At 69.9% G+C, this 24,998-nt stretch carries 25 protein-coding genes; 6 read left to right on the plus strand and 19 right to left on the minus strand.

Annotation, left to right across the window (positions count from 1 at the left end):
- Nucleotides 1-17: 17 nt before the first annotated feature.
- Nucleotides 18-767 carry an SDR family oxidoreductase gene (locus tag ACWDEW_RS27185; protein WP_450515818.1) on the plus strand — a complete coding sequence of 250 codons (750 nt, stop codon included), beginning with the start codon at nt 18-20 and terminating at the stop codon, nt 765-767.
- A 7-nt stretch (nt 768-774) separates the two neighbouring features.
- Here the strand turns inward: ACWDEW_RS27185 and ACWDEW_RS27190 are convergent, their stop codons facing one another.
- From ACWDEW_RS27190 to ACWDEW_RS27200, 3 genes are all read right to left on the minus strand, one after another.
- Nucleotides 775-2,676: an FHA domain-containing protein gene (locus tag ACWDEW_RS27190; protein ID WP_450515820.1), complete on the minus strand. Its 1,902-nt coding sequence runs from the start codon at nt 2,674-2,676 to the stop codon at nt 775-777.
- A 134-nt stretch (nt 2,677-2,810) separates the two neighbouring features.
- Nucleotides 2,811-4,028 carry an aminotransferase-like domain-containing protein gene (locus ACWDEW_RS27195; RefSeq protein WP_450515821.1) on the minus strand — a complete coding sequence of 406 codons (1,218 nt, stop codon included), beginning with the start codon at nt 4,026-4,028 and terminating at the stop codon, nt 2,811-2,813.
- Between the two features lie 82 nt (nt 4,029-4,110).
- Nucleotides 4,111-5,013, minus strand: coding sequence for an SAM-dependent methyltransferase (locus ACWDEW_RS27200; protein WP_450515823.1), 903 nt, complete (start codon nt 5,011-5,013; stop codon nt 4,111-4,113).
- Nucleotides 5,014-5,295: 282 nt separating this feature from the next.
- Between ACWDEW_RS27200 and ACWDEW_RS27205 the strand changes: the two genes are divergently transcribed.
- A complete protein-coding gene (locus ACWDEW_RS27205; RefSeq protein ID WP_362973083.1) occupies nt 5,296-5,448 on the plus strand; it encodes a hypothetical protein in 153 nt (50 codons plus the stop codon).
- An 8-nt stretch (nt 5,449-5,456) separates the two neighbouring features.
- Here ACWDEW_RS27205 and ACWDEW_RS27210 read toward each other — a convergent pair whose 3' ends face one another.
- The 7 genes from ACWDEW_RS27210 to ACWDEW_RS27240 all read right to left on the minus strand — a co-directional run bounded on the left by ACWDEW_RS27210 (nt 5,457) and on the right by ACWDEW_RS27240 (nt 12,726).
- Nucleotides 5,457-5,822, minus strand: coding sequence for a DUF805 domain-containing protein (locus tag ACWDEW_RS27210; protein ID WP_450515825.1), 366 nt, complete (start codon nt 5,820-5,822; stop codon nt 5,457-5,459).
- A gap of 44 nt (nt 5,823-5,866) precedes the next feature.
- The gene (hemB, locus tag ACWDEW_RS27215; RefSeq protein WP_406458673.1) at nt 5,867-6,862 is read right to left on the minus strand and encodes a porphobilinogen synthase; all 996 of its coding nucleotides are present in this window, start codon (nt 6,860-6,862) and stop codon (nt 5,867-5,869) included.
- Nucleotides 6,863-7,112: 250 nt separating this feature from the next.
- Complete coding sequence (locus tag ACWDEW_RS27220) at nt 7,113-8,819, minus strand: bifunctional uroporphyrinogen-III C-methyltransferase/uroporphyrinogen-III synthase (RefSeq protein ID WP_359609112.1); 1,707 nt, start codon at nt 8,817-8,819, stop codon at nt 7,113-7,115.
- Nucleotides 8,816-9,775, minus strand: a complete 960-nt coding sequence (hemC, locus tag ACWDEW_RS27225) for a hydroxymethylbilane synthase (protein WP_450515828.1) — start codon at nt 9,773-9,775, stop codon at nt 8,816-8,818. The genes ACWDEW_RS27220 and hemC overlap by 4 nt, the downstream gene beginning before the upstream one ends.
- Nucleotides 9,772-11,481: a glutamyl-tRNA reductase gene (locus ACWDEW_RS27230; RefSeq protein WP_450515829.1), complete on the minus strand. Its 1,710-nt coding sequence runs from the start codon at nt 11,479-11,481 to the stop codon at nt 9,772-9,774. Before ACWDEW_RS27230 ends, hemC begins: the two co-directional genes overlap by 4 nt.
- Nucleotides 11,478-12,239, minus strand: coding sequence for a redox-sensing transcriptional repressor Rex (locus ACWDEW_RS27235; RefSeq protein ID WP_362973101.1), 762 nt, complete (start codon nt 12,237-12,239; stop codon nt 11,478-11,480). Before ACWDEW_RS27235 ends, ACWDEW_RS27230 begins: the two co-directional genes overlap by 4 nt.
- Before the next feature lie 247 nt (nt 12,240-12,486).
- Complete coding sequence (locus ACWDEW_RS27240; RefSeq protein ID WP_019075380.1) at nt 12,487-12,726, minus strand: glutaredoxin family protein; 240 nt, start codon at nt 12,724-12,726, stop codon at nt 12,487-12,489.
- Nucleotides 12,727-12,840: 114 nt separating this feature from the next.
- Here ACWDEW_RS27240 and ACWDEW_RS27245 point away from each other — a divergent pair, with 114 nt between their 5' ends.
- The 3 genes from ACWDEW_RS27245 to ACWDEW_RS27255 all read left to right on the plus strand — a co-directional run bounded on the left by ACWDEW_RS27245 (nt 12,841) and on the right by ACWDEW_RS27255 (nt 16,328).
- Entirely contained in the window at nt 12,841-13,782 is a 942-nt protein-coding gene (locus tag ACWDEW_RS27245; RefSeq protein WP_450515831.1) for an HAD family hydrolase, read from the plus strand.
- Nucleotides 13,783-14,097: 315 nt separating this feature from the next.
- The gene (locus ACWDEW_RS27250) at nt 14,098-14,871 is read left to right on the plus strand and encodes an ECF subfamily RNA polymerase sigma factor, BldN family (protein WP_200712572.1); all 774 of its coding nucleotides are present in this window, start codon (nt 14,098-14,100) and stop codon (nt 14,869-14,871) included.
- A 233-nt stretch (nt 14,872-15,104) separates the two neighbouring features.
- Nucleotides 15,105-16,328, plus strand: a complete 1,224-nt coding sequence (locus ACWDEW_RS27255; RefSeq protein ID WP_450515833.1) for a DUF5667 domain-containing protein — start codon at nt 15,105-15,107, stop codon at nt 16,326-16,328.
- Between the two features lie 161 nt (nt 16,329-16,489).
- Here the strand turns inward: ACWDEW_RS27255 and ACWDEW_RS27260 are convergent, their stop codons facing one another.
- From ACWDEW_RS27260 to ACWDEW_RS27280, 5 genes are all read right to left on the minus strand, one after another.
- Nucleotides 16,490-17,581 carry a lysophospholipid acyltransferase family protein gene (locus tag ACWDEW_RS27260; protein WP_450515835.1) on the minus strand — a complete coding sequence of 364 codons (1,092 nt, stop codon included), beginning with the start codon at nt 17,579-17,581 and terminating at the stop codon, nt 16,490-16,492.
- Between the two features lie 14 nt (nt 17,582-17,595).
- A complete protein-coding gene (locus ACWDEW_RS27265) occupies nt 17,596-18,657 on the minus strand; it encodes an NAD-dependent epimerase/dehydratase family protein (protein ID WP_399118629.1) in 1,062 nt (353 codons plus the stop codon).
- Between the two features lie 198 nt (nt 18,658-18,855).
- Complete coding sequence (locus ACWDEW_RS27270) at nt 18,856-18,954, minus strand: 30S ribosomal protein bS22 (protein ID WP_003948845.1); 99 nt, start codon at nt 18,952-18,954, stop codon at nt 18,856-18,858.
- Nucleotides 18,955-19,065: 111 nt separating this feature from the next.
- Nucleotides 19,066-19,278: a helix-turn-helix domain-containing protein gene (locus ACWDEW_RS27275; protein ID WP_004984898.1), complete on the minus strand. Its 213-nt coding sequence runs from the start codon at nt 19,276-19,278 to the stop codon at nt 19,066-19,068.
- Nucleotides 19,279-19,407: 129 nt separating this feature from the next.
- On the minus strand, nt 19,408-20,223 hold the full coding sequence (locus ACWDEW_RS27280; protein ID WP_450515837.1) for a phosphatase: 816 nt from the start codon (nt 20,221-20,223) through the stop codon (nt 19,408-19,410).
- Between the two features lie 209 nt (nt 20,224-20,432).
- Here ACWDEW_RS27280 and ACWDEW_RS27285 point away from each other — a divergent pair, with 209 nt between their 5' ends.
- Nucleotides 20,433-20,873, plus strand: coding sequence for a spore-associated protein A (locus tag ACWDEW_RS27285; protein ID WP_450515850.1), 441 nt, complete (start codon nt 20,433-20,435; stop codon nt 20,871-20,873).
- Nucleotides 20,874-21,093: 220 nt separating this feature from the next.
- On the opposite strand, the gene ACWDEW_RS27290 is transcribed toward ACWDEW_RS27285, so the two are convergent.
- From ACWDEW_RS27290 to ACWDEW_RS27305, 4 genes are all read right to left on the minus strand, one after another.
- Nucleotides 21,094-22,266 carry an acetoin utilization protein AcuC gene (locus ACWDEW_RS27290; protein WP_450515852.1) on the minus strand — a complete coding sequence of 391 codons (1,173 nt, stop codon included), beginning with the start codon at nt 22,264-22,266 and terminating at the stop codon, nt 21,094-21,096.
- Nucleotides 22,217-23,428, minus strand: a complete 1,212-nt coding sequence (locus ACWDEW_RS27295; RefSeq protein WP_450515839.1) for an MFS transporter — start codon at nt 23,426-23,428, stop codon at nt 22,217-22,219. The genes ACWDEW_RS27290 and ACWDEW_RS27295 overlap by 50 nt, the downstream gene beginning before the upstream one ends.
- 61 nt (nt 23,429-23,489) lie before the next feature.
- Entirely contained in the window at nt 23,490-24,191 is a 702-nt protein-coding gene (locus ACWDEW_RS27300; protein WP_450515840.1) for a VC0807 family protein, read from the minus strand.
- Nucleotides 24,192-24,260: 69 nt separating this feature from the next.
- Complete coding sequence (locus ACWDEW_RS27305) at nt 24,261-24,905, minus strand: HAD family hydrolase (protein WP_450515842.1); 645 nt, start codon at nt 24,903-24,905, stop codon at nt 24,261-24,263.
- Nucleotides 24,906-24,998: the final 93 nt, after the last annotated feature.

The raw sequence follows: 24,998 nt of genomic DNA on the forward strand, positions 1-24,998 counted from the left end.
GCCCACCGGAGGCTGTGATGAGCGGAAGTGACCCGGCCCGGCCGCAGGAGCTGGCCGGTCAGACCGTCGTCGTGATCGGCGCCAGCTCGGGGATCGGGCTCGAAACCGCGCGCCAGGTCCGCGCCGCCGGGGGCCAGGTCGTCATGGCTGCGCGCGATCCGCAGCGGCTGGAGCGAGCCGCCGCGGAGGTCGGGCCGCTGAGCACCGCGATCGTCGACGCCTTCGACACTGACCAGCTCCGGGAGTTCTTCGCCGACCTGCCCGCCCAGGTCGACCACGTCCTGTCGACCGTCGGCGGCCCCTTGTACGGGCCGCTGGCCGACCTGGACCTGGCGGAGACGGGCCGGTACTTCGGCGAGCGCCTGGCCATGGTGCTCGGGGTCGCCAAGTACGGCCGGGAGCGCGTCCGGGCGGGCGGCACACTGCTGTTCATCGGCGGCACGGGCGGTCGCCGCCCCGGCGTCGGCATGTCCGTCATCGCCGCGATGACCGCCGCGCTCCCCGCCCTCACCGCGAACCTGGCCCTCGAACTGGCCCCGGTCCGGGTCAACGTCATCGCCCCCGGCTTCGTCGACACCCCGCTCTCGGCCGCACTTCTGGGCGACCGGCTCGAAGCCCGCCGGGAACAGCTCCGCGCCTCGCTCCCCATCCGCCGGGTCGTCGGCCCGGCGGACGTCGCCGCCCTGGCCGTACACCTCATGCGCAACGAGGCCCTGACGGGCGCGGCCTACGACATCGACGGCGGCCAGCAGCTGCTGCCCCAGTGACCACGGCTCACTGCTGCGTGGCCGGCTCCAGCGCCTCCACCGCCGCCGCGGCGGCCGAGGAGTCGGGGCCGTAGAAGATGTCGATGTCGACCTCCTCGCCGCCCATGGTCAGGGTGTCCCACGCGCCGCTGAGGACCAGCATGCGCAGGGTGCGGTCCTCCAGGGTGCCGAGGCGTTCGAGGATCGCCTCGTCGTCCGGCATGCCGGGCAGGCGCGGGGCGAGCCGGTCGCGGATGGCGGCCATGCGGGCCAGCAGCGTGGCAGTGTCCGCCTCGCGGTCGGGTTCCTCGGTGATGCCGTCGATGCCGTGGTCGATGATGTCCTTGATGGCCCAGGTGACGCCCTGGTCGTCGGTGGTGACCATGGCCTTCCAGGCGCGGCTCTTGTGCCGGTACTGGAGCATCGACATGGCGGCCTCGTGCCGCAGGAAGTCGGCGTCCCGGAAGGGCCGGCCGTTCCAGGCGCTGTTGAGCGAGCGGGCCAGTGAAATCGCGGACGCCAGACCGCTGTTGAGGCCTCGGCCGGGCCAGAAGTGGATGGAGTTGGCCGCGTCGCCGAGCAGGAAGCCGTAGGTGCCGGGGGTGTTGACGGTCGGGGGCAGCAACTCGGCGGAGAAGCGCGGGCGTTGGACCATGTCGAGGCGGAAGCTGGTGACCGCGGACAGGTCCTGGGACTTGACGTCGAAGAGCCGCAGCCCCTCGTGCACCCGCTTCCACAGGGGCGAGCCCTTGATGAGGGCGGGGAGGAACAGCGTGCCGTGGGTGGCGCACTGGAAGTCGCCGTGCTCGTCGCGGTTCATCAGGCACGGGCGGGAGGCGATGCACTCCTCGAAGACCCGGCGGACCGGGTCGATGCCGATGACCTCCGCCAACTCGGCGTCGGTGAGCCGCATGTTGAGGAAGCCCTCGCCGCGCAGGGAGTTGAGCAGGAACCGGTTCTGAGCGACCGTCAGGAGGATCGCCATCGGGTCCGGCAGCTCCGACTTGACGCGCAACCCGAGGACGACGTCCCGCAAGTGGACGCCGTCGAGGGAGTAGATCGACTCGTCGGCCTTGCCGAACCGGCCGGCGAAGTGCTCCCGGGTGCGCGACCGGCCGCCGTCGCAGATCGCCAGCACGTGCTGCGAGGCGAGTTCGTCCCGCTGTTCCGCCGCGTCGAACTTGGCGGGGATCAGCCGTATGCGGTCCCGCTTCTCGTTCGCCAGCTCCAGCAACTGGTCCTCGATGTAGGCGATCCGCATGTTGCGCGGGTGGTGGTCGCCGATCGAGTCCGGCCCGGACGGCCACATCTCGGTGTAGTTCTCGGGGTCGAAGAGCCGGTCCTGCACGTACTGCGGCCAGGCGAGGTACTGCCGGCTCTGCACGGTCACCACCTGCTGGCGCCGTACGTTGCCCTCGTCCGCGCCCTTCCAGACGACGGTACGGCCCTGCCTGCGCCAGCGGCCCTCGTAGACGGTGATCTTGACCTGGGCGCCGAGGAAGTGCTCCAGCAGCAGGGCCGTGGAGAGGCCGACCGGGCCGCCGCCGACGACGGTGACCCGCAGCACCGAGCCGTCGCTCTCCTCCGGGTGGGTCACCGAGCGGGGCAGGTTGAGCGCCATGAGGGTCTGCATGGCGTCCGCGACCTCGAAGCGGAACTCCTGGTCGCCGATGGTGATTTCATCGCCTGCCTGGAGCAGCCGCGACTCGATCTCCTCGCCGTTGACCTGGGTGCCGTTGCTGCTGCCGCAGTCGCTCAGGACGTAACCCTGGTCCTGGTCGAAGACGATCTCCGCGTGGAAGCGGGAGACGCTCGGACTGGCGATGACGACCGTGTTCCCCGCGTTGCGTCCGAAGGTGACGCGGGTGTCGACGATCGGGATGCGCTCTCCCGCGAGCAGGCCTTCGCGTCCGACGAGCACCGGTGCCATGGCACTTCCTTCCAGGACTTCCCGGACCACCAGGATTTTCAGGGGTGATGACATCAGCAGCGCTGTGACACATCGACTCTATGCTTGCGTGATCAAGTATTCCAGAGGCCAACTCGACCCGCTACCAAGGGGATTCAGGCACTGGCCCTCAATCCCTCCCCCAGCCTCCTGAGCCCCTCCCGGATCTCCCCCGGCGTCTGCGTCACGAAGCACAGCCGCATCGTCGACCGCTCGGGCTCCCCGGCGCAGAAGGGCGCGCCCGGCACATAGGCCACGTCCTGCCGCACCACCCGCGCCAGCAGCTCCGTCGTGTCGTACGCCTCCGGAAGCCGCGCCCACAGGAACATGCCGCCCTCGGGCCGCCCCCAACTCGACCCCTCGGGGAGCGAGTCGGCAAGGCCCCCGAGCATCGCGTCCCGCCGCTCCCGGTACACGGCGGCCACCTTCGCGACATGCGCGTCGAGGTCGTTGTCCGCCAAGTACCGTGCCGCGGCAAGCTGGTTGACGGTCGGGGTGTGCAGGTCGGCGGCCTGCTTGGCGACGACACAGGCCCGCAGCAGGGCGGCCGGCGCCCGCAGCCACCCCAGCCGCAGCCCGGGTGCCATCACCTTGGAGAAAGAGCCGAGCAGGACGGTACGGTCCACCGCGTCCTCGTGGGCCGCGATCCACGGCAACCGCTCGCCCTCGAAGCGGAGTTCGCCGTAGGGATCGTCCTCCACGATCCACAGCCCGCGCCGCGCGGCGACGGCGGCGACCGCGGCCCGGCGGGCGGCGGGCAGGGTGCGGCCGGTGGGGTTCTGGAAGGTCGGCACGGTGTAGAGCAGCTTGGGCCGCTCCCGCACGACGAGTTCGTCGAGCGCCTCGGGGTCGATACCGTCCTCGTCCCCGGGCACGCCGACGACCCGCGCACCGGCGAACGCGAAGACCTGAAGTGCCGCCAGATAACAGGGACTTTCGACCAGGACGACGTCCCCCGGCTCCAGCAGCGCGGTCGCCAGCAGCGACAGCGCCTGCTGCGAACCGGTGGTGACGAGCAGGTCGTCGGCGTCGGTGGGCAGCCCGCGGACGGAGGTCCGCTCGGCGAGTGCGGCCCGCAGCACGGGCTCGCCCTCGGTCGTCGCGTACTGCAGCGCCCGCGCGGGCGTCTCGGTGAGCACCGCCTGATAGGCCGCCGCGATACCGGTGGCGTCGAAGAGTTCGGGGGCCGGGAGCCCGCCAGCGAAGTTGATCACCTCGGGGCGGGCGGTGACGGCGAGGATGTCCCGCACGGGCGAACCGCCGATCGCACGGGCCCGGGCGGCGAGCGGCGGAAGCGGGGCGAGGGGGGCGAGGACTGACTCGGTGATGGCCATGACCGGCAGCGTAGGAAAGTACCTGCCGTCTACAAGCAGGTTTCCGCGATCCGGACGCCCTCGGTGTTCCGGGCCGGCCCGATCAGGCCTTCGTGCCGGTCGCCCCGTACACGTTGATGTCGTCGTCCGTCACATCGTTGATGTCCCGGTAGGTGATCTTCTCGATGTCGTCGAGACCGTCGAAGTACGCCTGCTCCACCACCGGCGGGGCCGGAGCCGGACCGGGGTGCCACTGGTGGGCGGGGACCACACCGGGCTCGTCCAGGGTGATGCCCGGGGTCTCGGTGAAGAACCGCTCGACCTCCGCCTTCGTACGGAACACGAAGGTGAACCCCCGCTCCGTGTACGTTCGTTGGACCGCGCGGGTCGGGATCGGGTGCATCTCGTCGGTGAGATGGCTGAGCACGACATGACTGCCGGAGGGCAGCACGTCCACCAGCTCGCGCACCAGCGGGTACGCCTCCTCGTCCTCGACGAAGTGCAGGATCGCCACCAGCAGCAGCGCGACCGGCTCGTTGAAGTCGAGGGTCTTGGCGGCCTGTTCGAGGATGTCGTCCGGGCGCCGCAGATCGGCGTCGATGTAGTCGGTACGGCCCTCGTCCGTGCTGGTGAGCAGTGCGCGGGCGTGCGCCAGGACCACCGGGTCGTTGTCGACGTACACGATCCGCGACTCGGGGGCGATGCCCTGGGCGATCTGGTGCACGTTCTCCGCGGTGGGCAGCCCGGTGCCGATGTCGAGGAACTGGCGGACCCCGTGCTCCTGCGACAGCCGGGTCACCGCGCGGCGCATGAAGTCCCGGTTGTGCCGGACGTCGAGATAACCGCGCGGGTTGGCGGCGAGCGCGGCGGCTGCGGCCTCACGGTCGACCGGGTAGTTGTCCTTGCCGCCGAGGAAGACGTCGTAGACACGGGCCGGGTGCGCCTTGGTGGTGTCGATCCTCCTTCTCAGCTCGGCGGGATCTTGACTGAGGGCGTCGCCGGGCATGCGTGTCTCCCAGGAGAGTGGGTCATGGGCCAACCGGTGCAGTGGTCAACAACCTAACTCCCGGCGGGACTTGATGGTGCCCAAGTGGGAGGAAGGGTCCCGGCGTCCCGTACCGCGCCCGAGAGGGACGGCATCCCCGCAGGTCAGCGCAGGCGGGACGATCCGGTCGTCCCGAATCCCGCAGCAGCCGTAGCGCGCGCGGGGCCCGACCGCCCAAGCTGCACCCGACGACGCTCCGCTCCGACAGTTCTGACACTTCTCATAGTTCCGACAGGGGGACCCATGCCCGTCCGCACCACCCGCGTCCGCCTTCTGGCCACCGCGACGGCGGCCGTGCTCGCCGCGCTGCTGCTCACTGGCTGCAAGGACGGCATGGGCGTACGCGACGAGGGCCCGTCGGGCACGACCCCCGCACCGACCGCGACCGCTCGCTGACCGGGAGGTCAGGCGTGCGCCGGGATCCGCTTCGGGCACGGACCGAACCGGTTCTCGCCCGGCTCGCTCTCCGTCAGCGTGAAGATCAGCATGACGACGGTCCCGACGAACGGCACGAGCCCGACGAGAACCCACCACCCCGAGTGGTCCGTGTCGTGCAGCCGCCGGACGGTCACGGAGAGGCCGGGCAGCAGGAGCATCACGCTGAACACGAACGCGGCGACGACGAGCGCCGGCGACCACCCCGAGGCGCCGAAGCCGACCAGCAGGACATAGCCGACGTCGACGACCGCCACGAACGTCCAGTACTCCAGGCGCCGCGCGCGCCCGCCGAAGTCGGCGTACTTCCGCATCGCCTCAACGAACCAGTGCACAGCCGCCCCCTGCCTGCCCGGGTGATCCCGCCCTCGCCATTCCCTCAGTCGCGCAGCTTGAGTGCTGCCTCGACCGCCCAGTAGGTCAGGATGTTCCGCGCCCCGGCCCGCTTGATCCCGGTCAGTGTCTCGAAGATCGCCCGGTCCCGGTCCAGCCAGCCCTTCTCGGCGGCGGCCTCGACCATCGAGTACTCGCCGGAGATCTGATAGGCGGCGACGGGAACGTCCGAGACCTCGGCGACCTTGGCCAGGATGTCGAGATACGGCCCCGCAGGCTTCACCATCACCATGTCGGCGCCCTCTTCGAGATCGAGCGCCAACTCCCGCATCGCGTCACGGGCGTTGGCCGGGTCCTGCTGATACGTCTTGCGGTCCCCCTTGAGCGAGGAACCGACGGCCTCGCGGAACGGCCCGTAGAACGCGGACGAGTACTTGGCGGTGTACGCGAGGATCGCGACGTCCTCCCGCCCGATCTGGTCGAGCGCGTCCCGGACGACCCCGATCTGCCCGTCCATCATCCCGCTCGGCCCCACGACATGAGCGCCCGCGTCGGCCTGCACCTGGGCCATCTCGGCGTACCGCTCAAGGGTGGCGTCGTTGTCGACGCGCCCCTGCTCGTCGAGCACCCCGCAGTGCCCATGGTCAGTGGTCTCGTCGAGGCAAAGGTCGGACATGACGAGCAGCTCGTCCCCGACCTCGGCCCGCACGTCCCGCAGCGCGACCTGGAGAATCCCGTCCGGATCCGTCCCCGGCGTCCCGAGCGCGTCCTTCTTGCTCTCCTCCGGCACCCCGAACAGCATGATCCCGGAGATCCCGGCGGCCACGGCCTCGGCGGCGGCCTTCTTCAGACTGTCCCGCGTGTGCTGCACGACCCCGGGCATGGCCTCGATCGGCACCGGCTCACCGATGCCCTCCCGCACGAACGCCGGGAGGATGAAGTCGGCCGGGTGCAACCGGGTCTCGGCAACCATCCGCCGCATGACGGGGGTGGTCCGCAGCCGCCGGGGGCGCGAGCCGGGGAAGGATCCGTACGTCGTCATGCCATCTACGCTACGCCCGCCCCAGGGGCACCTTTGCCGACGGTCAGTCGGTGCACATTTCGGCGCACTGTCGTCCACTTTTCAGCCGAGGCCGGCACCATCCTGCCCGTCCGGCGCCGTCTCAAGGCAGGCCCGCAAAATCAGCCCGTCCGGCGTTTGAGGACGAGGCCCCTTCAGGGCCGAAGCGGGGTGTGGGGGCGCAGCCCCCACGGACGCCCGCCCCCACTCACCGCAACCTCAAAACTCAACCTCAGGTCGTCCGTCGCCGCCGAGCGCCCGGCCGACGCTCACTCGGCCGAGTAACCGGATCCCCGGCCTCCTCCGCCGCCGCGCGCCGCCGCAACCCGAAGTTCGCCAACGCCTCGGCCAGCTTGTGCACGGACGGCTCCGGCGCCATCACATCCACCCGCAGCCCGTGCTCCTCGGCCGTCTTCGCCGTGGCGGGACCGATGCACGCGATCACCGTCACGTTGTGCGGCTTCCCCGCGATACCGACCAGGTTCCGCACGGTCGACGACGAGGTGAAGAGAACGGCGTCGAAGCCACCCCCCTTGATCGCCTCGCGCGTGTCCGCCGGCGGCGGCGAGGCCCGCACGGTCCGGTAGGCGGTGACGTCGTCGACCTCCCACCCGAGCTCGATCAGCCCGGCGACAAGCGTCTCCGTGGCGATGTCGGCACGCGGCAGGAACACCCGGTCGATCGGGTCGAAGACGGGGTCGTACGGAGGCCAGTCCTCCAGCAGTCCAGCCGCGGACTGCTCCCCACTCGGCACCAGATCCGGCTTCACACCAAACGCGATCAGCGCCTTCGCGGTCTGCTCCCCCACCGCGGCGACCTTGATCCCCGCGAAGGCCCGAGCATCGAGCCCGTACTCCTCGAACTTCTCACTCACGGCCTTCACCGCGTTGACCGACGTGAAGGCGATCCACTCGTAGCGGCCCGTCACCAGGCCCTTGACCGCGCGCTCCATCTGCTGGGGCGTGCGCGGCGGTTCGACGGCGATCGTCGGCACCTCGTGCGGGACGGCGCCGTAGGACCGGAGTTGGTCGGAGAGCGAGGCCGCCTGCTCCTTCGTGCGCGGGACGAGGACCTTCCAGCCGAACAGCGGCTTGGACTCGAACCACGACAACTGGTCGCGCTGGGCGGCGGCGGAACGCTCACCGACCACGGCTATCACCGGCCGGCCACCGTCCGGGGACGGCAGCACCTTCGCCTGCTTCAGCGTCTGCGCGATGGTGCCGAGCGTCGCGGACCAGGTCCGCTGACGAGTGGTCGTACCAGCCACTGTGACCGTCATGGGGGTGTCGGGCTTACGGCCCGCCGCCACCAGTTCGCCGGCGGCCGAGGCCACCGAGTCCAGCGACGTCGACACGACCACCGTGCCGTCCGACGCGCCGACCTCGGTCCAGCAGCGGTCCGAGGCGGTACGGGCGTCCACGAAGCGGACGTCCGCACCCTGCGCGTCCCGCAGCGGGACACCGGCGTACGCGGGCACGCCGACGGCCGCGGCGACACCGGGCACGACCTCGAAGGGAACACCCGCGGCGACACAAGCGAGCATTTCCTCGGCGGCGTACGTATCTAGTCCGGGGTCCCCGGACACCGCACGCACGACCCGCCTGCCGCCCCGCGCGGCCTCCATGACAAGATGTGCCGCATCCCGCACAGCGGGTAGGCCAACGGTTGTTGACACACCGTCAACTACCGTTAGTTGAGGCGTGCCCGTGCCCGGGAACGAGTCCGAAGAAGGACCCGGATCCGGATGCACGACGGCAACGCCAGGTCGGGCGTGCGCACGTACGACGTCGAGCACCTCGTGCTCGGCGACGAGTACGTCCGCGTTCGCCAGCGCCTCGACAGCGCGCAGTGTGAGCAGTCCCGGATCTCCGGGTCCGGCACCCAGGAAGGTGACGTGCCCGTGTTCCGGACCGGCGGCGGGAAGAGTGGTGGGGCTCACTTGGCTTGCTCCCCCATCAGACCGGCCGCGCCCTGGGCGAGCATCTCGGCGGCGAGTTCGCGACCGAGCGTCAGTGCTTGGTCATGCGTCTCGGGCACGGGACCGGTGGTGGACAGCTGCACCGTACGCGAACCGTCGGTCGTGCCGACTATTCCGCGCAGGCGCATTTCCTTGACAATCTGCCCGTCGGCCAGAAGGTCGGCCAGCGCGCCCACAGGGGCGGAGCAGCCGGCCTCCAGGGCGGCGAGCAGGGACCTTTCGGCAGTCACGGCGACCCGCGTGAACGGGTCGTCGAGTTCGCCGAGTGCCGCGATCAGGTCCGCGTTGTCCGCGGCGCACTCGATCGCCAGGGCCCCCTGGCCGGGGGCGGGCAGAACAGTGTCGACCGACAGGAAGTCGGTCACTTCGTCGAGCCGGCCGATCCGGCTCAGTCCGGCGGCGGCCAGGACCACGGCGTCCAGCTCACCGTCCCGCACGAAGCCGATCCGGGTGTCGACGTTGCCCCGGATCGGGACCGTCTCCATGTCGAGGCCGTGGCCGCGCGCGTACGCGTTCAGCTGGGCCGTGCGCCGCGGGGAGCCCGTACCGATGCGCGCCCCGCGGGGCAGGTCGGTGAACTTCCGGGCGTCACGCGCGACCAGCACGTCCCGCGGGTCCTCGCGCTCGGGTACGGCGGCGAGCACCAGGCCCTCGGGCTGCGCGGTCGGCAGGTCCTTCAGCGAATGAACCGCGAAGTCGACCTCACCGCCGAGCAGCGCCTCGCGCAGCGCGGTCACGAAGACCCCGGTGCCGCCGATCTGGGCGAGGTGCTCACGGGAGGTGTCGCCGTAGGTGGTGATCTCGACGAGCTCGACGGGCCGTCCGGTCACCTGGCTCACGGCGTGCGCCACCAACCCGGACTGGGCCAGGGCGAGTCTGCTCCGCCTGGTCCCGAGTCTCAGTGCCTTGCTAGTCATGCGAGCCCTCGGTTCTTGCTGTTCTTCTCAGAGTCTTCTTCGGCCCGCGAGACGGAGGCCACCGTCTCCTGGTCGAGGTCGAACAGGGTGCGCAGCGCGTCCGCGTACCCGGCGCCGCCGGGTTCGGCCGCGAGCTGCTTGACCCGTACCGTCGGCGCGTGCAGCAGCTTGTCCACCACGCGCCGCACGGTCTGGGTGATCTCGGCGCGGTGCTTGTCGTCGAGGCCGGGCAGCCGTCCGTCGAGGCGGGCGATCTCGTTCGCCACGACATCGGCGGCCATGGCGCGCAGGGCGACCACGGTCGGTGTGATGTGCGCGGCCCGCAGGGCTGCCCCGAAGGCCGCGACCTCGTCGGAGACGATACGCCGGACCGCGTCCACATCGGCCGCCATCGGAGCGTCCGCCGAGGCCTCGGCGAGCGACTCGATGTCCACCAGCCGCACCCCGGCCAGCCGGTGCACGGCGGCGTCCACGTCACGCGGCATCGCGAGGTCGAGGAGCGACAGCACCGGCGCGGGGCGCGGGATCTGGGCGACCGGCTCGGGCCTGCGCCGCTCGGGGATCCGGCCCACGGTCACGGCCATGGTGGCGAGTTCCGCGATGAGTTCCGCCTCGGCCTCGGGCGTACGACGGCCGCTCTCGCGCCGGTCGACACCGGCCCCGGCGACCCAGGCCGCGTGCTGCTCCAGCGTCGCCGCGTCCATCCCGGCCACGGCGGCCTCCCCCATCACGGAGAAGCCGGTCGAACCCTGCACCGCCGAGAGATCCAGCGGACAGCCGTCCTCGGCCCCGACGGAGGTCGGCGGAAGCTCTTCGCGTACGTCGTCCCACCCGGCCGTACGACCTGCCGTCCCGTCCTGCGACACCCGGCCCTCGACCGCTCCCGCGACCGTGTCGGCCGTCAGGACCAGGCCCGTCGCGCCCGTGCAGGACACGGTGACATCGGCACGTGTCAGCTCGAACGGCACCGATTCCATCGGTACCGCGCGGGCCGACACGTCCGTTTCGGGGCTCTCGGTGATGATCTGGGCGAGCCGCTCGGCGCGGTCGGAGGTGCGGTTGGCGACGACGATCTCGGCGACCCCGGCGCGGGCGAGGGTCGCGGCGGCCAGCGACGACATGGAGCCGGCGCCGATGACCAGGGCGCGTTTCCCCTTGGCCCAGGCCTCCACCGGCGTACCGGAGGAGAGCTGCTGAAGGCCGAAGGTCACCAGGGACTGGCCCGCGCGGTCGATGCCGGTCTCGGAGTGGGCGCGCTTGCCGACCCGCAGGGCCTGCTGGAACAGGTCGTTCAACAGCCTCCCGGCGGAGTGCAGTTCCTGCGCCTTGGCCAGCGCGTCCTTGATCTGGCCGAGGATCTGGCCCTCGCCGACCACCATCGAGTCGAGGCCGCAGGCCACCGAGAAGAGGTGGTGGACGGCCCGGTCCTCGTAGTGCACGTAGAGATAAGGAGTGAGCTCGTCCAGGCCGACCCCGCTGTGCTGGGCGAGCAGCGTGGACAGCTCGGCGACGCCCGCGTGGAACTTGTCCACGTCGGCGTAGAGCTCGATGCGGTTGCAGGTGGCCAGGACGGAGGCCTCGGTGGCCGGTTCGGCGGCGACCGTGTCCTGCAGCAGCTTGATCTGGGCGTCCGCGTTCAGCGTGGCCCGCTCCAGGACGCTGACGGGGGCGCTGCGGTGGCTCAGCCCGACGACGAGGAGACTCATGCCGGCATCACGGCGGGGACGTCCCCGTCAGGGCCCTGCTCGGCGGAGTCGCCGCGGTGGGCGGCGGCCGGGTGCGCGGCCTCGGCGGCGGCTTCCTCACCGGCCTTGCGCTGCTCGTGGAAGGCGAGGATCTGCAGCTCGATCGAGAGGTCGACCTTGCGGACGTCGACGCCGTCCGGGACGGTCAGCACGGTCGGCGCGAAGTTCAGGATGGAGGTGACCCCGGCGGCCACGAGCCGGTCGCAGACGGGCTGGGCTGCACCGGCGGGGGTCGCGATGACGCCGATGGAGACGCCGTTGTCGCTGACGATCTTTTCCAGCTCGTCCGAGTGCTGGACCGGGATGCCCGCGACGGGCTTGCCGGCCATCGCCGGGTCGGCGTCGATGAGGGCGGCCACGCGGAAGCCGCGCGAGGCGAACCCGCCGTAGTTGGCGAGGGCGGCGCCGAGGTTTCCGATACCGACGATCACGACCGGCCAGTCCTGGGTCAGGCCCAGCTCGCGGGAGATCTGGTAGACGAGGTACTCGACGTCGTAGCCCACACCGCGGGTGCCGTAGGAGCCGAGGTAGGAGAAGTCCTTGCGCAGCTTCGCGGAATTGACGCCCGCGGCGGCCGCGAGCTCCTCGGAGGAGACCGTGGGTACCGAGCGCTCCGAGAGTCCGGTCAGCGCGCGGAGATACAGCGGGAGACGGGCGACGGTGGCCTCGGGAATCCCTCGGCTACGGGTCGCCGGTCGGTGAGTTCGGCCAGTTGCCACGGTGCTCCTGCGGGTAGAGCGGGGCTGTGGGCGGTCACACGAACCCAGACCGCCCCGTCGGAAGCAGGCTATGTCTTTGTGAACGCGTGCACAAAGATGGTGTCCGATTTGCCCACCCAACGTGACCGGGGTCACGCACACGCGTTTCCGACGCATTCCAGGGGGCAAAACCGCCACACTCCTCGTAATTCCCGCCCCCGAGACCAAACCGCCGTCGATCCTAAGCGACGTTCGGGTGCGCGTTGAACTACTTGGTCAGTTCCCGGCGCAGGCGGCCCTCGTCCACCCGCCAGAAAGTGTGCTGTTTCCCATCCACCAGGACGACCGGAATCTGCTCCCAGTACTCGTCGTGCAGACGCTGGTCCACGGTGATGTCCTTCTGTTCCCAGGGGACCCCCAGATCGGCGCAGACCTTCTCCACCACGAGCTGTGCGTCCTCGCACAGATGACAGCCGGGCTTCCCGATGAGGGTGACGACATGACTCATGCACCCCATTCTCACGCGCCCCGGCCACTTCTTTAACGGCCCGGTCGCGGAGAGTTCACAGCCTCCGAACCTTTCGGCTCCGGAACCACCGAACAGACTGGCTATGCTCACGACATGGCCGCTCTCGGATGGCTCACTCCCCGTAGGCGCTCCGCCACGGCGCGGAGCGTGTTGGCAGGCGAGGCCTCTGCGGAGGCAGCGCGCAAGTCGTCGCAGGATGTCCAGGACATAGAGGACACCCCCGCGAAAGAGGCAACGCAGGAACCGGAGTTCCCGGTCCTCGGCGACGACAGAGCAGCCGCCTTCTTCGACCTCGACAACACCGTCATGCAGGGCGCGTCGATCTTCCACTTCGGCCGCGGCCTGCACAAACGGAAGTTCTTCGAGACCCGCGACCTCCTCAAGTTCGCCTGGCAGCAGGCCTATTTCAGGCTCGCCGGCTCCGAGGACCCCGAGCACATGCAGGAGGCGCGCGACTCCGCGCTGTCCATCGTCAAGGGCCACCGCGTCGCCGAACTCCAGTCGATCGGCGAGGAGATCTACGACGAGTACATGGCCGAGCGCATCTGGCCCGGCACCCGCGCCCTCGCCGAGGCCCACCTCGCCGCGGGCCAGAAGGTGTGGCTCGTCACAGCGGCCCCGGTGGAGATCGCCAATGTGATCGCCCGCCGCCTCGGCCTCACCGGCGCGCTCGGCACGGTCGCCGAGTCCGTCGACGGCGTCTACACCGGCAAGTTGGTGGGCGAACCGCTGCACGGCCCCGCGAAGGCGGAGGCGGTCAAGGCGCTGGCCGCGGCGGAGGGCCTGGACCTCTCCCGGTGCGCCGCCTACAGCGACTCGCACAACGACATCCCGATGCTCTCGCTGGTCGGGCACCCCTACGCCATCAACCCGGACGCCAAGCTGCGCAAGCACGCCCGGCAGTTGGACTGGCGGCTGCGCGACTACCGCACGGCCCGCAAGGCGGCCAAGGTCGGCATCCCGGCGGCGGCCGGCGTGGGCGCGGTGGCGGGCGGTACGGCCGCGGCGATCGCATTGCATCGCCGACGCCGGTGACCCGGTAAACACAGCCAATCCACGGGTCGTACCCGCGTAACCCCCTGTCCAGTCACGTTGGCTGCACACGGCCACAACACGCCCTGCTCCGTGACTGAATTCGGACCGTTCTGATCAACAACCGTTCACTCTGCGGTACTTGATCGAGCGTCAATCGGTTACAGAAGCGACGTAATCGATGATTTGAGCAACTGGGTGTAGCAGCGCCTGCACGAAGCGTTATTCTCCTCAGACGCAATCCGGCACCTCTCTGTCGCTACGACGGGTGAACGTTCCGGTACTGCACGTGATGGAAGCTCTGCCTCTGGGAGTCCCGTGTACCCACACGTCGGGGTTGACGCCTCGGGCCTGGCTACGCTGCGCGCAACGGTCCAAGACCTGTTGCGCGGCTTCGTCCCCACCGCGTACGCCGTCCCCGCCGCCTTCGCCACCACCGCACCCGTCGGTCCGTGCTACGCACTGGCCGACGGCGGCGCGGCGGTCGGCAGACGAGGGCGCTCGGCCGGCGCCGCCACCGCACGCCGTCCGGCCGCTGACAGCGACAGCGCCCGGATGATGGACCTCGTGGAGCGTGCCCAGGCCGGCGAAGCCGACGCCTTCGGCCGCCTCTACGACCAGTACAGCGACACCGTGTACCGGTACATCTACTACCGAGTGGGAGGCAAAGCCACCGCCGAGGACCTCACCAGCGAGACCTTTCTGCGCGCCCTGCGCCGCATCGGCACCTTCACCTATCAGGGTCGGGATTTCGGCGCCTGGCTCGTGACGATCGCCCGCAACCTGGTCGCCGACCACTTCAAGTCGAGCCGCTTCCGGCTGGAAGTGACCACCGGCGAGATGCTCGACGCCAACGAGGTCGCCCGCTCCCCCGAGGACTCCGTCCTGGAGTCCCTCTCGAACGCCGCACTGCTCGACGCCGTACGACGGCTCAACCCCCAGCAGCAGGAGTGCGTCACGCTCCGCTTCCTCCAGGGCCTCTCCGTCGCGGAGACCGCCCGGGTGATGGGCAAGAACGAGGGCGCGATCAAGACCCTCCAGTACCGCGCCGTGCGCACTCTCGCCCGGCTCCTCCCGGACGACGCCCGCTGAAGGCGCACGCTCGGTAACGCCCAACTCGCGCTCAGTGAAAGTCCGTTGAGTTCGCGGTCGGATCATCCGTCGTCCGTAACCCAAGTGCCGCGCCACTCGTTGTGCGGGATACAGGCTCCCTGTGGTCACACCCTGCCCCTCCCCGATCACTCGATCGTGTGGATGCGGTCAGGAGGTGCAACCCTCAGGACCCCCTGGGGAGTCGACCGTCATGACGAGAGGAGGTGCCGCCAGTGATCGCGAACGTATCGGCGCACCGGCGGGCGAACGCCTTCGCCCAGGCCCTGGAAGAGGAGCAGTCCGACCGGGGCACGGCGGCCGAGCAGTCCGAAGGACCGGCACCGGCCCCGGCTGCTGCGGAACAGACCGAGCAGGGCCGCATGCTGGCCTTCGCGACCGGTCTCGGCGAGCTGCCCAAACCCGTGCTGGACCCCGAGGTCAAGGTCGTCCAGCGGGCTCAGCTGGTCGCCGCGTTCGAGGCCATGCTGCAAGGAGGCGAGGCACCAGAACCTTCGGTACCGGAGCAGCGATCCCACCGGTCCCGGGGCACCCACCGGGCCACCGGACTGGGCAAGCTGCGACCCCGGTCCCGGCTCAGCAAGGGCCTCGCGGCCGGCGGCCTGAGCGTCGGAGTCGCCGCCGGCGCCTTCGGCGGAGTCGCCGCCGCCAGCTCGGACGCCCTGCCCGGCGACGGCCTCTACGGCCTGAAGCGCGGCATCGAGGACTTCAAGCTCAACTACCTGTCCGACGGCGACAACCAGCGCGGAGTGGCCTACCTCGACCAGGCGTCCAACCGCCTGAGCGAGGCACGCCGGCTGATGGAGCGGGACCGCGGCGGCCACCTCGACCACGAGCAGCTCGGCGAGATCCGCCGCACGCTCGCCGGGATGACGCACGACGCGTCCGAGGGCCACCGTCTGCTGCACGAGGCATACGAGCAGGACCCGAACTCGCTGGGCCCCATCCAGGCCCTCTCCGCGTTCTCCCGCTCGCACCGCGAGGCATGGGGCGCCCTGCGCGACCGCCTCCCCGTCCAGCTCGGCGACGTCAGCGACCAGGTCTCCTCGGTCTTCGACGCCATAGACGAAGAGGTCGCCCCGCTCCAGTCCCTGCTGCCCCAGCCCCCGGTCAAGACCGGCGGCGGCACCGGCAGGCACCGCGCACCCGACACGGAGTCCACCGGCTCCACGGGCTCGCACCGCTCGACCACACCGAGCGACACGGCGGACTCCCCTGCGGGCAAGGGCAGCCACTCCAGCACCCCCAGCGAGTCCGCCACCGACGGCGACGGCCTCCTCGGCGGCAACACGGGCGGCCTCCTGGACCCCCCGAAGTCCTCCGGCACGGCTTCCCCGTCCACGAGCAAGCCCTCGATCACCGAACCGGACGTCACGCTCCCACCGCTCCTGCCGGGCCTCCTGCCCGGCCTGGGCATCGACAGCGAGGACGCGAGCTAGCTCCGCCGGTTCCGTGGCTCCTTGGCTGCGGGCCGGTGGGGGCTGGTCACGCAGTTCCCCGCGCCCCTAACAGCGCATGGGGGCGCCTCTCACAAGGGGCGCCCCCATCGTCGTACAGCCACTCGTCAGGTTTCTCAGACAACGGCCGCACAAAGTCGCCCTCAGAAGAACACCGACCGCCGCTGCACCAGCAGCTTGTACAGCGTGTGCTGGATCTGCTCCCTCACCTGGTCCGTGAGGTTGAACATGAGCATCGGGTCCTCGGCGGCCTCCGGCGGGTAGCCGTCCGTGGGGATCGGCTCGCCGAACTGGATCGTCCACTTGGTGGGCAGCGGGATCGCACCGAGGGGGCCCAGCCAGGGGAACGTCGGCGTGATCGGGAAGTACGGGAAGCCCAGGATCCGGGCCAGCGTCTTGGAGTTGCCGATCATCGGGTAGATCTCCTCGGCCCCGACGATCGAGCACGGGATGATCGGCACGCCCTTGCGCAGCGCCGTCGACACGAAGCCGCCCCGCCCGAAGCGCTGGAGCTTGTAGCGCTCGCTGAACGGCTTGCCGATGCCCTTGAAGCCCTCCGGCATCACCCCGACCAGCTCGCCGCGTCCCAGCAGCCGTTCCGCGTCCTCCGCGCAGGCGAGCGTGTGACCAGCCTTGCGGGCCAGCTCGTTGGCGACCGGCAGCATGAACACCAGGTCCGCCGCGAGCAGCCGCAGATGGCGGTTGGCGGGGTGGTTGTCATGGACGGCGATCTGCATCATCAGACCGTCCAGCGGCAGCGTCCCCGAGTGGTTGGCGACGATCAGGGCGCCACCCTCCGCGGGGATGTTCTCGATGCCCTTCACCTCGACCCGGAAGTACTTCTCGTACAGCGGGCGCAGCGTCGGCATCAGGAGCTGGTCGGTCAGCTCCTCGTCGTAGCCGAAGTCGTCGACCTCGTAGTCCCCGGTCAGCCTGCGGCGCAGGAAGGCCAGGCCATGGGCGATACGGCGCTCCAGGCCCCCCTGGCCGCCGTCCTGGCCGCTCTGACCGACCTGGCCGCCCTCGCCCTGTGGCTGCTCCGGCTCCTGCTCCTCACGCGTCACAGGAACATCATCCTGCGCGAAGTCCCGGCCCGGCAGGGGCTGGACCTCACGGACCAGCGCGGGTTCGCCGTTCTTGCGCCGGCTTCCCGCGCTCCGGCGCCGTTGCGGCCGCTGCACGGCACCCGCGCGGGACCGGTCGTCGTCGAACGGAATGACCTTGGCATCCGCCATCGTTGATGCGCTCCTCAGTTGGCGCTCGGCGTCGGGGGGTGGCCACTGTCCGGCCGGGACAGCGCGGCGATCCGGTCGACGGCCCCCGCGAGGGCCTCCGGCGGCAGCAGCCCGGGACCCTGACTGCGCGCGAAGTCCGCGAAGGTCTCGGCGGTCGTGTACTTGGGCTGGTACCCCAGGGTCTCGCGCATCTGCACCGTCGACACGACCCGGCCGTGGGTGAGCAGCCGGATCTGTTCCGGGGAGAAGTCCGTCATGCCCAGCGTCCGCACCAGGGAACCGGCCCAGGTGACCGCGGGCAGCAGCAGCGGCACGGTCGGCCGGCCCAGCCGCCGCGAGCACTGGGAGAGCAGCAGGACGCCGTCCCCGGCGATGTTGAAGGTGCCGCTGTTGAGCGTGCCCCGCTCCGGTTCGTGCGAGGCGATCCGCAGCACCTCGATCACATCGTCCTCGTGCACGAACTGCAGCCGCGGGTCGTAGCCGAACACGGTCGGCAGGACCGGCAGCGAGAAGTACGAGGCGAGCGGCGAATCCGCCGTCGGACCGAGGATGTTGGCGAACCGCAGCACGCACACGGCGACGTCGGGCCGCCGGCGGGCGAAGCCACGCACATACCCCTCGACCTCGACGGTGTCCTTGGCGAAGCCGCCGCTGGGCAGGGACTTCGGCGGGGTCGTCTCGGTGAAGACGGCCGGGTCGCGCGGGGCCGAGCCGTAGACGTTGGTGCTGGACTTCACCACCAGGCGCTTGACGACCGGCGACTTCTGGCAGGCACCGAGGAGCTGCATGGTGCCGATGACGTTGGTCTCCTTGACCGTGGTCCGGCTGCCGCTGCCCAGCGCGGTGCCCGTCACGTCCATGTGGACGACCGTGTCGGCGCCCGACTCGGCGAGCACCCGCGCGATGGTGGGCTGCCGGATGTCGGCCTGGATGAACTCCGCGCCCCCCAGATGGTGCCCGGGCGGGACCGCGTCCACGGCGATCACCCGGTCCACTTCCGGGTCACGCTGAATGCGTCGTACGAACCGGCCCCCCAGCTGGCGGGCCACTCCGGTCACGAGCACGACCTTCCCCAAGATCAGCGCCTTCCTTCCGAGTTACCCGTGTGCGGCCAACCTAGCGGTTCGGTGTTGCGCTGTGATGACCGCCCGACGCACGACGTCACGAGTACCCACATTCGGCACATGACGCGGACATGGGCGGGGGCAAAACTGTGGCCCCCCACCGGAGACCGGTGGGGGGCCACAGGAGACGCTCTCGCGGCGCCGCGTCGCCTACTTCTTGTTGCGACGCTGCACGCGCGTGCGCTTCAGCAGCTTGCGGTGCTTCTTCTTAGCCATCCGCTTGCGCCGCTTCTTGATAACAGAGCCCACGACTACCCTCGCTCACTTCTCATCACTCGGTGCTGGGCATCATGGGCCCATACGACCTACAAGGGGCCAGCCTACCCGTCCGAGCGCTGAGGTCGTAATCGAGGGTTCGCCTCAGGCTGTCTCCACCCCCACATAACTCTCGCGAAGGTACTCGTGTACCGCTTGCTCGGGGACGCGGAAGGACCGCCCCACCCGGATAGCGGGCAGATGACCGCTGTGCACCAACCGGTACACGGTCATCTTCGACACTCGCATCACCGAGGCGACCTCCGCCACGGTAAGGAACTGAACCTCGTTCAGAGGCCTCTCGCCAGCTGCAGCCATGACACACCTGAACCTTCCGCACTCGACGGTCACCGGCTTCCCCTTCCGGTGACTCTTCGTCGTTGCGTGCTCACTCCCCAATGTAGGGGCGGGTGATGCGAGTGGGGAAGAGGTGCACCCATCGGCGGCCTACTGTGACAGACACGCTCGATTGAGTACGTAGCGGGTAAGCGGGCGGTAGTAATCGGACCGCACGGCGTCATCAAGTGGAACTGCCACGGACACCGACCCCTCGGCCTCCCCCACGAACAGCGCGGGGTCATCGGTATCCGCGAGCCCAATGGCCTCGAACCCCAGTTGACCTGCTCCGCAGACCCATCCGTGGTCCCCGATCACCAGCTCCGGAAGCACCCCGCCGGCCTCCGCCGCCGCACCCAGCACGGTACGAACCGGGAGCGGTGAGTGCGTGTGTGCGCCGGGCTCACAACCGGGGCGTTCGGGACCCGGATCGCGGACGAGGGCGACACCTCGTACGTAGGCAAGGTTGTACGTGCGTAGACCGAACCGGGTCGTTATGTCGACACAGCGACCATGCGCAGGGGTGAGAACAGCACATCCCGCCGCCGACAGCGCGTCCGCCAACGCGGCGTAGAACCCGAGCAGCCGGTGCGGATGCCCGGTGCCGAGGAGCACGGGTCCGTTGCGCTCCGCCACCGCACCCAGCCGGTCTGCGAAGGCATCCAGAGCGGTCAGAGTCCGCTCCGGATCGATCACATCATGCCCGGAAACATGCCTCGGGTCGGCCGAAACCCCGCACTTGTCCGCCATGAGACCGATCAGATCCCGCTGTCCCCATGTCCATTCGGGATCGAGTCCGATCAGCACCCGGGGGTCCCGGGCGGCGAAGGCCCGATAGCTCCGCAGGCTCTCCTCCCGCGAGGTGGCCACGGGTCCGGCCAGCCGGGCGGCCAGCAGATGCGCGCGGAGCGCGCCGGTGCTCAACACGAGGGTGATGGTGACGGAGCCCGGCACCGCCCACCGCGGGAACGCCGGAAACTCCGCACCGTTGGCGTAACACCAGTGACAGAACAGTGACAAAAGCGCCCACAACTGTCGTACGGCTTCCCGGGTCTCACCCTGCGTGGACGGAACGACCAACCGTCCCAGGCAAGTTGACCAGCAAGCACGCCAACTGGGGGAACACCACCATGAACATGAAGCTGTCCCGTCGCACCACGACCGCCGCCGCCCTCGCCACCCTGGCGCTCGCCGGCACGGTCGCCGCCACCGCTCCCGCGTCCGCGGCCACCACCACCAAGGCGGCCGCAGCCACCGCCACCTACAACGGCGCCTGCGGCACCGGCTACAAGGTCATCGACTCCACGCCCGTCGGCAACGTCGGCAAGGTGTTCCTGACCTGGAACGAGTCGACCGGCAAGAACTGCGCCGTGACCATCCGCAACACCCCGGGCGCCAAGATCTTCATGGCCGTCGAGCTCAACATCGACATCGACGAAGAGCACAACCCGGTCGTCGACAGCGGCCAGTACACGTCGTACGCCGGCCCCGTCTACATGTCCGCCCGCGGCTACTGCGCCATCTGGTTCGGAGTCATCGGCACCGCCAAGGGCGGCGACTCGGGCCACTGCGGCTGACCCAGCAAGCCGGGGGCGACTCGACCGGCCGCCCCCGGCACCTCTCCAACCCGGGCCGGCATCCTCAGCCCGTCCGGCACCCCTCCAACGCAGGCCGCCCATATTCAGCCCGTCCGGCGTTTGAGGACGAGGCCGTCCAGGCCGAAGCGGGGGTCTGGGGGCGGCAGCCCCCAGGGGACGGGACGGGTAGGGGCGGCGGGGGCGAAAAAATCCCGGAGCTCTAAGCCAACAACCCCCGCAACGGAAACACCGCCCGCCGAGCGGCCACCACCGCCTGGTCAAGCCGGTCGGCGGGGTCATACCCCGACGCCCAGTCGGCGTAGGCCACCGGCCACCGCCCGTCCGTCATCCGCTGCGGCCCCAACTCCCGCGTCCGCGCGAACACTTCCTGCCGCCACCCCTCGGGAATCACCGCCTCGGGCGCGATCTCCCGCCCCGCGGCGATCGCGACGAGATGCGTCCACGACCGCGGCACCACCTCCACCACGGCATAGCCACCCCCACCCAGCGCGACCCACTTCCCGTCCGCGTACTGGTGCGCCAGCTCATGACACGCCACCTGCACAGCTCGCTGCGCGTCCAACGACACGGCGAGATGAGCCAGCGGATCCTCGAAGTGCGTATCGGCCCCGTGCTGCGTCACCAGCACCTGCGGCCGGAAGTCCGCGATCAACTCCGGCACGACGGCATGAAAGGCCCGCAGCCACCCCGCGTCCCCGGTCCCGGCCGGCAACGCCACATTGACCGCCGCCCCCTCTCCCCGCCCCGCCCCGGTCTCCTCCGGCCACCCGGTCTGCGGGAACAACGTCCGCGGATGCTCGTGCAGGGAGATCGTCAGCACCCGGGGGTCCTCCCAGAACGCCGCCTGGACCCCGTCCCCGTGATGCACGTCGACATCGACGTACGCGACCCGCTCGGCCCCCAGCTCCAGCAGCCGGGCGATGGCGAGCGAGGCGTCGTTGTAGATACAGAACCCCGAAGCAGCCCCCGGCATCGCATGATGCAGCCCACCGGCGAAGTTCACGGCATGCGCCACATCCCCGGCCCACACAGCCTCGGCCGCCCCCACCGACTGCCCCGCAATCAACGCGGACACCTCATGCATCCCGGCAAATGCCGGGTCGTCCATCGTCCCCAGCCCATACGCCCCGTCCGCCGACTCCGGATCGGCCGAGGCGGCCTTGACCGCCTCGACGTAGTCCTCCCGGTGGACCAGCCGCAACGTCGAATCACCAGCGGGCTTGGCCGCTACGACATCCACGTCCTTGTCGAGCCCGAAGGCGTCGACGAGTCTCCGGGTCAGGGCGAGCCGGACCGGGTCCATCGGATGGTCCCGGCCGAAGTCATAGCCCGTTACTGCCTCGTCCCACATCAGCTGTGCGCGCCCGCTCATGCCCGTCACCGTACCGGCCCTCCTGCGGCGCGAACGAGCGGGCGTACACCAACGTCACCAGCACCAACACCATCGGCACGAGCATGGCCCCGCGGTAGCTCCACGTATCGCCCAGCGCGCCCACCAACGGCGAACCGATCAGGAACCCGACGTAGTTGAAGACATTGAGCCGCGCGATCGCCGTGTCGGAGGCCCCCGGGAACAACCGCCCGGCAGCCGCGAAGGTCTGCGGCACCAGCACACACAGCCCGAGCCCCAGCAGCGTGAACCCGAGCATCCCGACCCCGGCCCCGGGCGCCACGGCCACCACCGCGAACCCCAGCGCGGCCACCACCGCCCCCAGCCGTACGACGGCCACGGCCCCGAACCGCCGCACCCCGAGGTCCCCGATCCCCCGCCCGAGCAGGCACATCACCATGTAGACGTTGTACGGAACGGTCGCGACCTGCTCCGAACTCCCCAGCACGTCCTTCAGGTACTTCGCACTCCAGTTGGAGACGGTCGAGTCCCCGATGTACGCGAAGGTCATCACCAGACACAGCGGCAGCAGCAACTTGAAGACCAGCGGCCCGGCCTCGGCCCCCTCGCCCTCCGCGTCGGGCGCACCCCCGTCGACGTACCACCGACTCCCCACAAAGGCCGCCGGCAACAACACCGCCACCACGGGCAGATACGACACCCACAGCGCGAGATGCCAGTGCGCCCCCGCCCACGCGAGCGAGGCCCCCACGATCCCGCCCAGGCTGTACGCGGCATGGAAGCTGAGCATGATGCTCCGCCCGTACGTCCGCTGCAGACTCACCCCGAGCATGTTCATCGAGGCGTCCAGCGCACCCACCCCGAGCCCGAACGCGCCGAGCGCGACCGCCAGTTCGGCCATGCTGTCGCCGGCCCCGACCCCGAGCAGCGCCAGCAGCACGACGGGCTGGGACCAGCGCAGCAGCACACTGGGCCGTATTCGCTTCACCAGCTGCTCGGTGGTCACACTCCCGACGCCGGCGAGGATCGGCACGGCGGCCAGGAAGACGGGCAGCAGCCCGTCCGAGACCCCGTACCGGTCCTGGATCGCGGGGATGCGTGTCACGAGCAGCGCGAAGGTGGCGCCCTGAGCGAAGAAACTGAACGCCAACGAGGCCCTACCGCGCCGCAGCACATCTGTCATGGCGGCGAGCGTAAGGGCCCCGGCGTACTCGTGGGTAGATCCAGCCAAAGATGAATTCGGCTCACCTTTGCCGAGCGGCGACCAGCGAGGGCAGAACCGCAGGTGCGGGGGCATCCTGGCCCTTGAGCTCAGCGGCGATCATGTCCGCCATGGGCCCAGCGGCAAGACCGCCGCTGATGACCGCCGTCACCCCCATCGTCCCGATCATCACGACCGTCCCCAGCCACACCATGGTGTCCACGGGCAGCGTGTACGCCCCGACGACCCGGGCGACACACTCGCCGAGCAACGCGACACCCCACACCACCGAGAACCGCCGCTCGGCCCGCCGAAAGGCCACCGACCCGCTCAACAGCCGCTCAAAGACGGCCTCCCGCTCCGGGTCCCCCTTCACGAGCCAGGGCTTCATCCCGGCGGTCATCATCGGCCGCCCCATCGCCACCGACACGAGCACCCCGATCCCGATCGCACTGCTGACCCCGCTGTCCTTGGCGAGCATGAGCCGCGGATCACCGGCGACGAGGCTGAGCGACAGCCCGACGACATTCACGAAGAGGATCAGCGCGGCAAAGGCGTTGACCGTCCGCGAGGCGACAACACCCCACACGGTCCGCACCGCCGGCACGACACTGCTCCACCCCAGCGCCGCCACCGTGCCCATCCCGAACCCGCTCTTGAGCAGGTAGTACGACCCGATCGGCACCGCCACGTCGATAAGGAGCGGCGCGAGATTCTTCGTCCTGGAGCCCGTGTTCGTCGTCATGCACTCAGACTGCCGGGGAGCCCCCGGCCGCCAGTAGAACCGATCGTCCGGACCTCGGCATGACAAATGTCAGACGAGCAGGTCAGGCAACTCCCGCATGTCACCGAAGAGTTGGTTGGCCTCCGCAAGCCGCTCAGCAGGCGTCATGGCGATGAACCCGTACACGTCCATCCCGGCCGAGACAGCGGCCCGCACCCCCAGCGGACTGTCTTCCACGACCACACACCGCTCCGGCGCCACACCCATCTGCTCGGCGGCATACAGGAACAGGTCCGGCGCCGGCTTCCCCCGCCCCACGTCCTCGGAGCTGAAAACCCACTCGTCCTCGAACCACTGGTCCAGCCCCGTCGCCCGATGCCCCGTCCGAATCCGCGCATGACTCCCGGACGACGCCACGCAGTACGGCACCCCGTCCGCGACCAGCCGCTCCAGCACATCTACGGCCCCGGCGACCGGCTTCAACTCCCGCTCGAACGCGGCGAACACGCGAGCGTGAAAGACGTCGTCGAAGTCGTCCGGCAACCGCTGCCCGGTGCGCTCCTCGACAAGATCGTGGACGCGGTGCATCGCGGCGCCCATGTAGTCACGGAGGGACTCCTCGTACGAGGTCGGGTGCCCGAGCTCCGTGAGATAGCCGGCCAGGAGCCTGTTGGAGATCGGCTCACTGTCGACGAGGACACCGTCGTTGTCGAAGATCACGAGGTCATAGCGCATACTGCTGACCCTAAACGCAGAAAACCCCTGTACCAGAATCCGGTACAGGGGTTTTCGCAATATTTGTTCGGCGGCGTCCTACTCTCCCACAGG

Source organism: Streptomyces sp. NPDC001100, assembly GCF_053598575.1.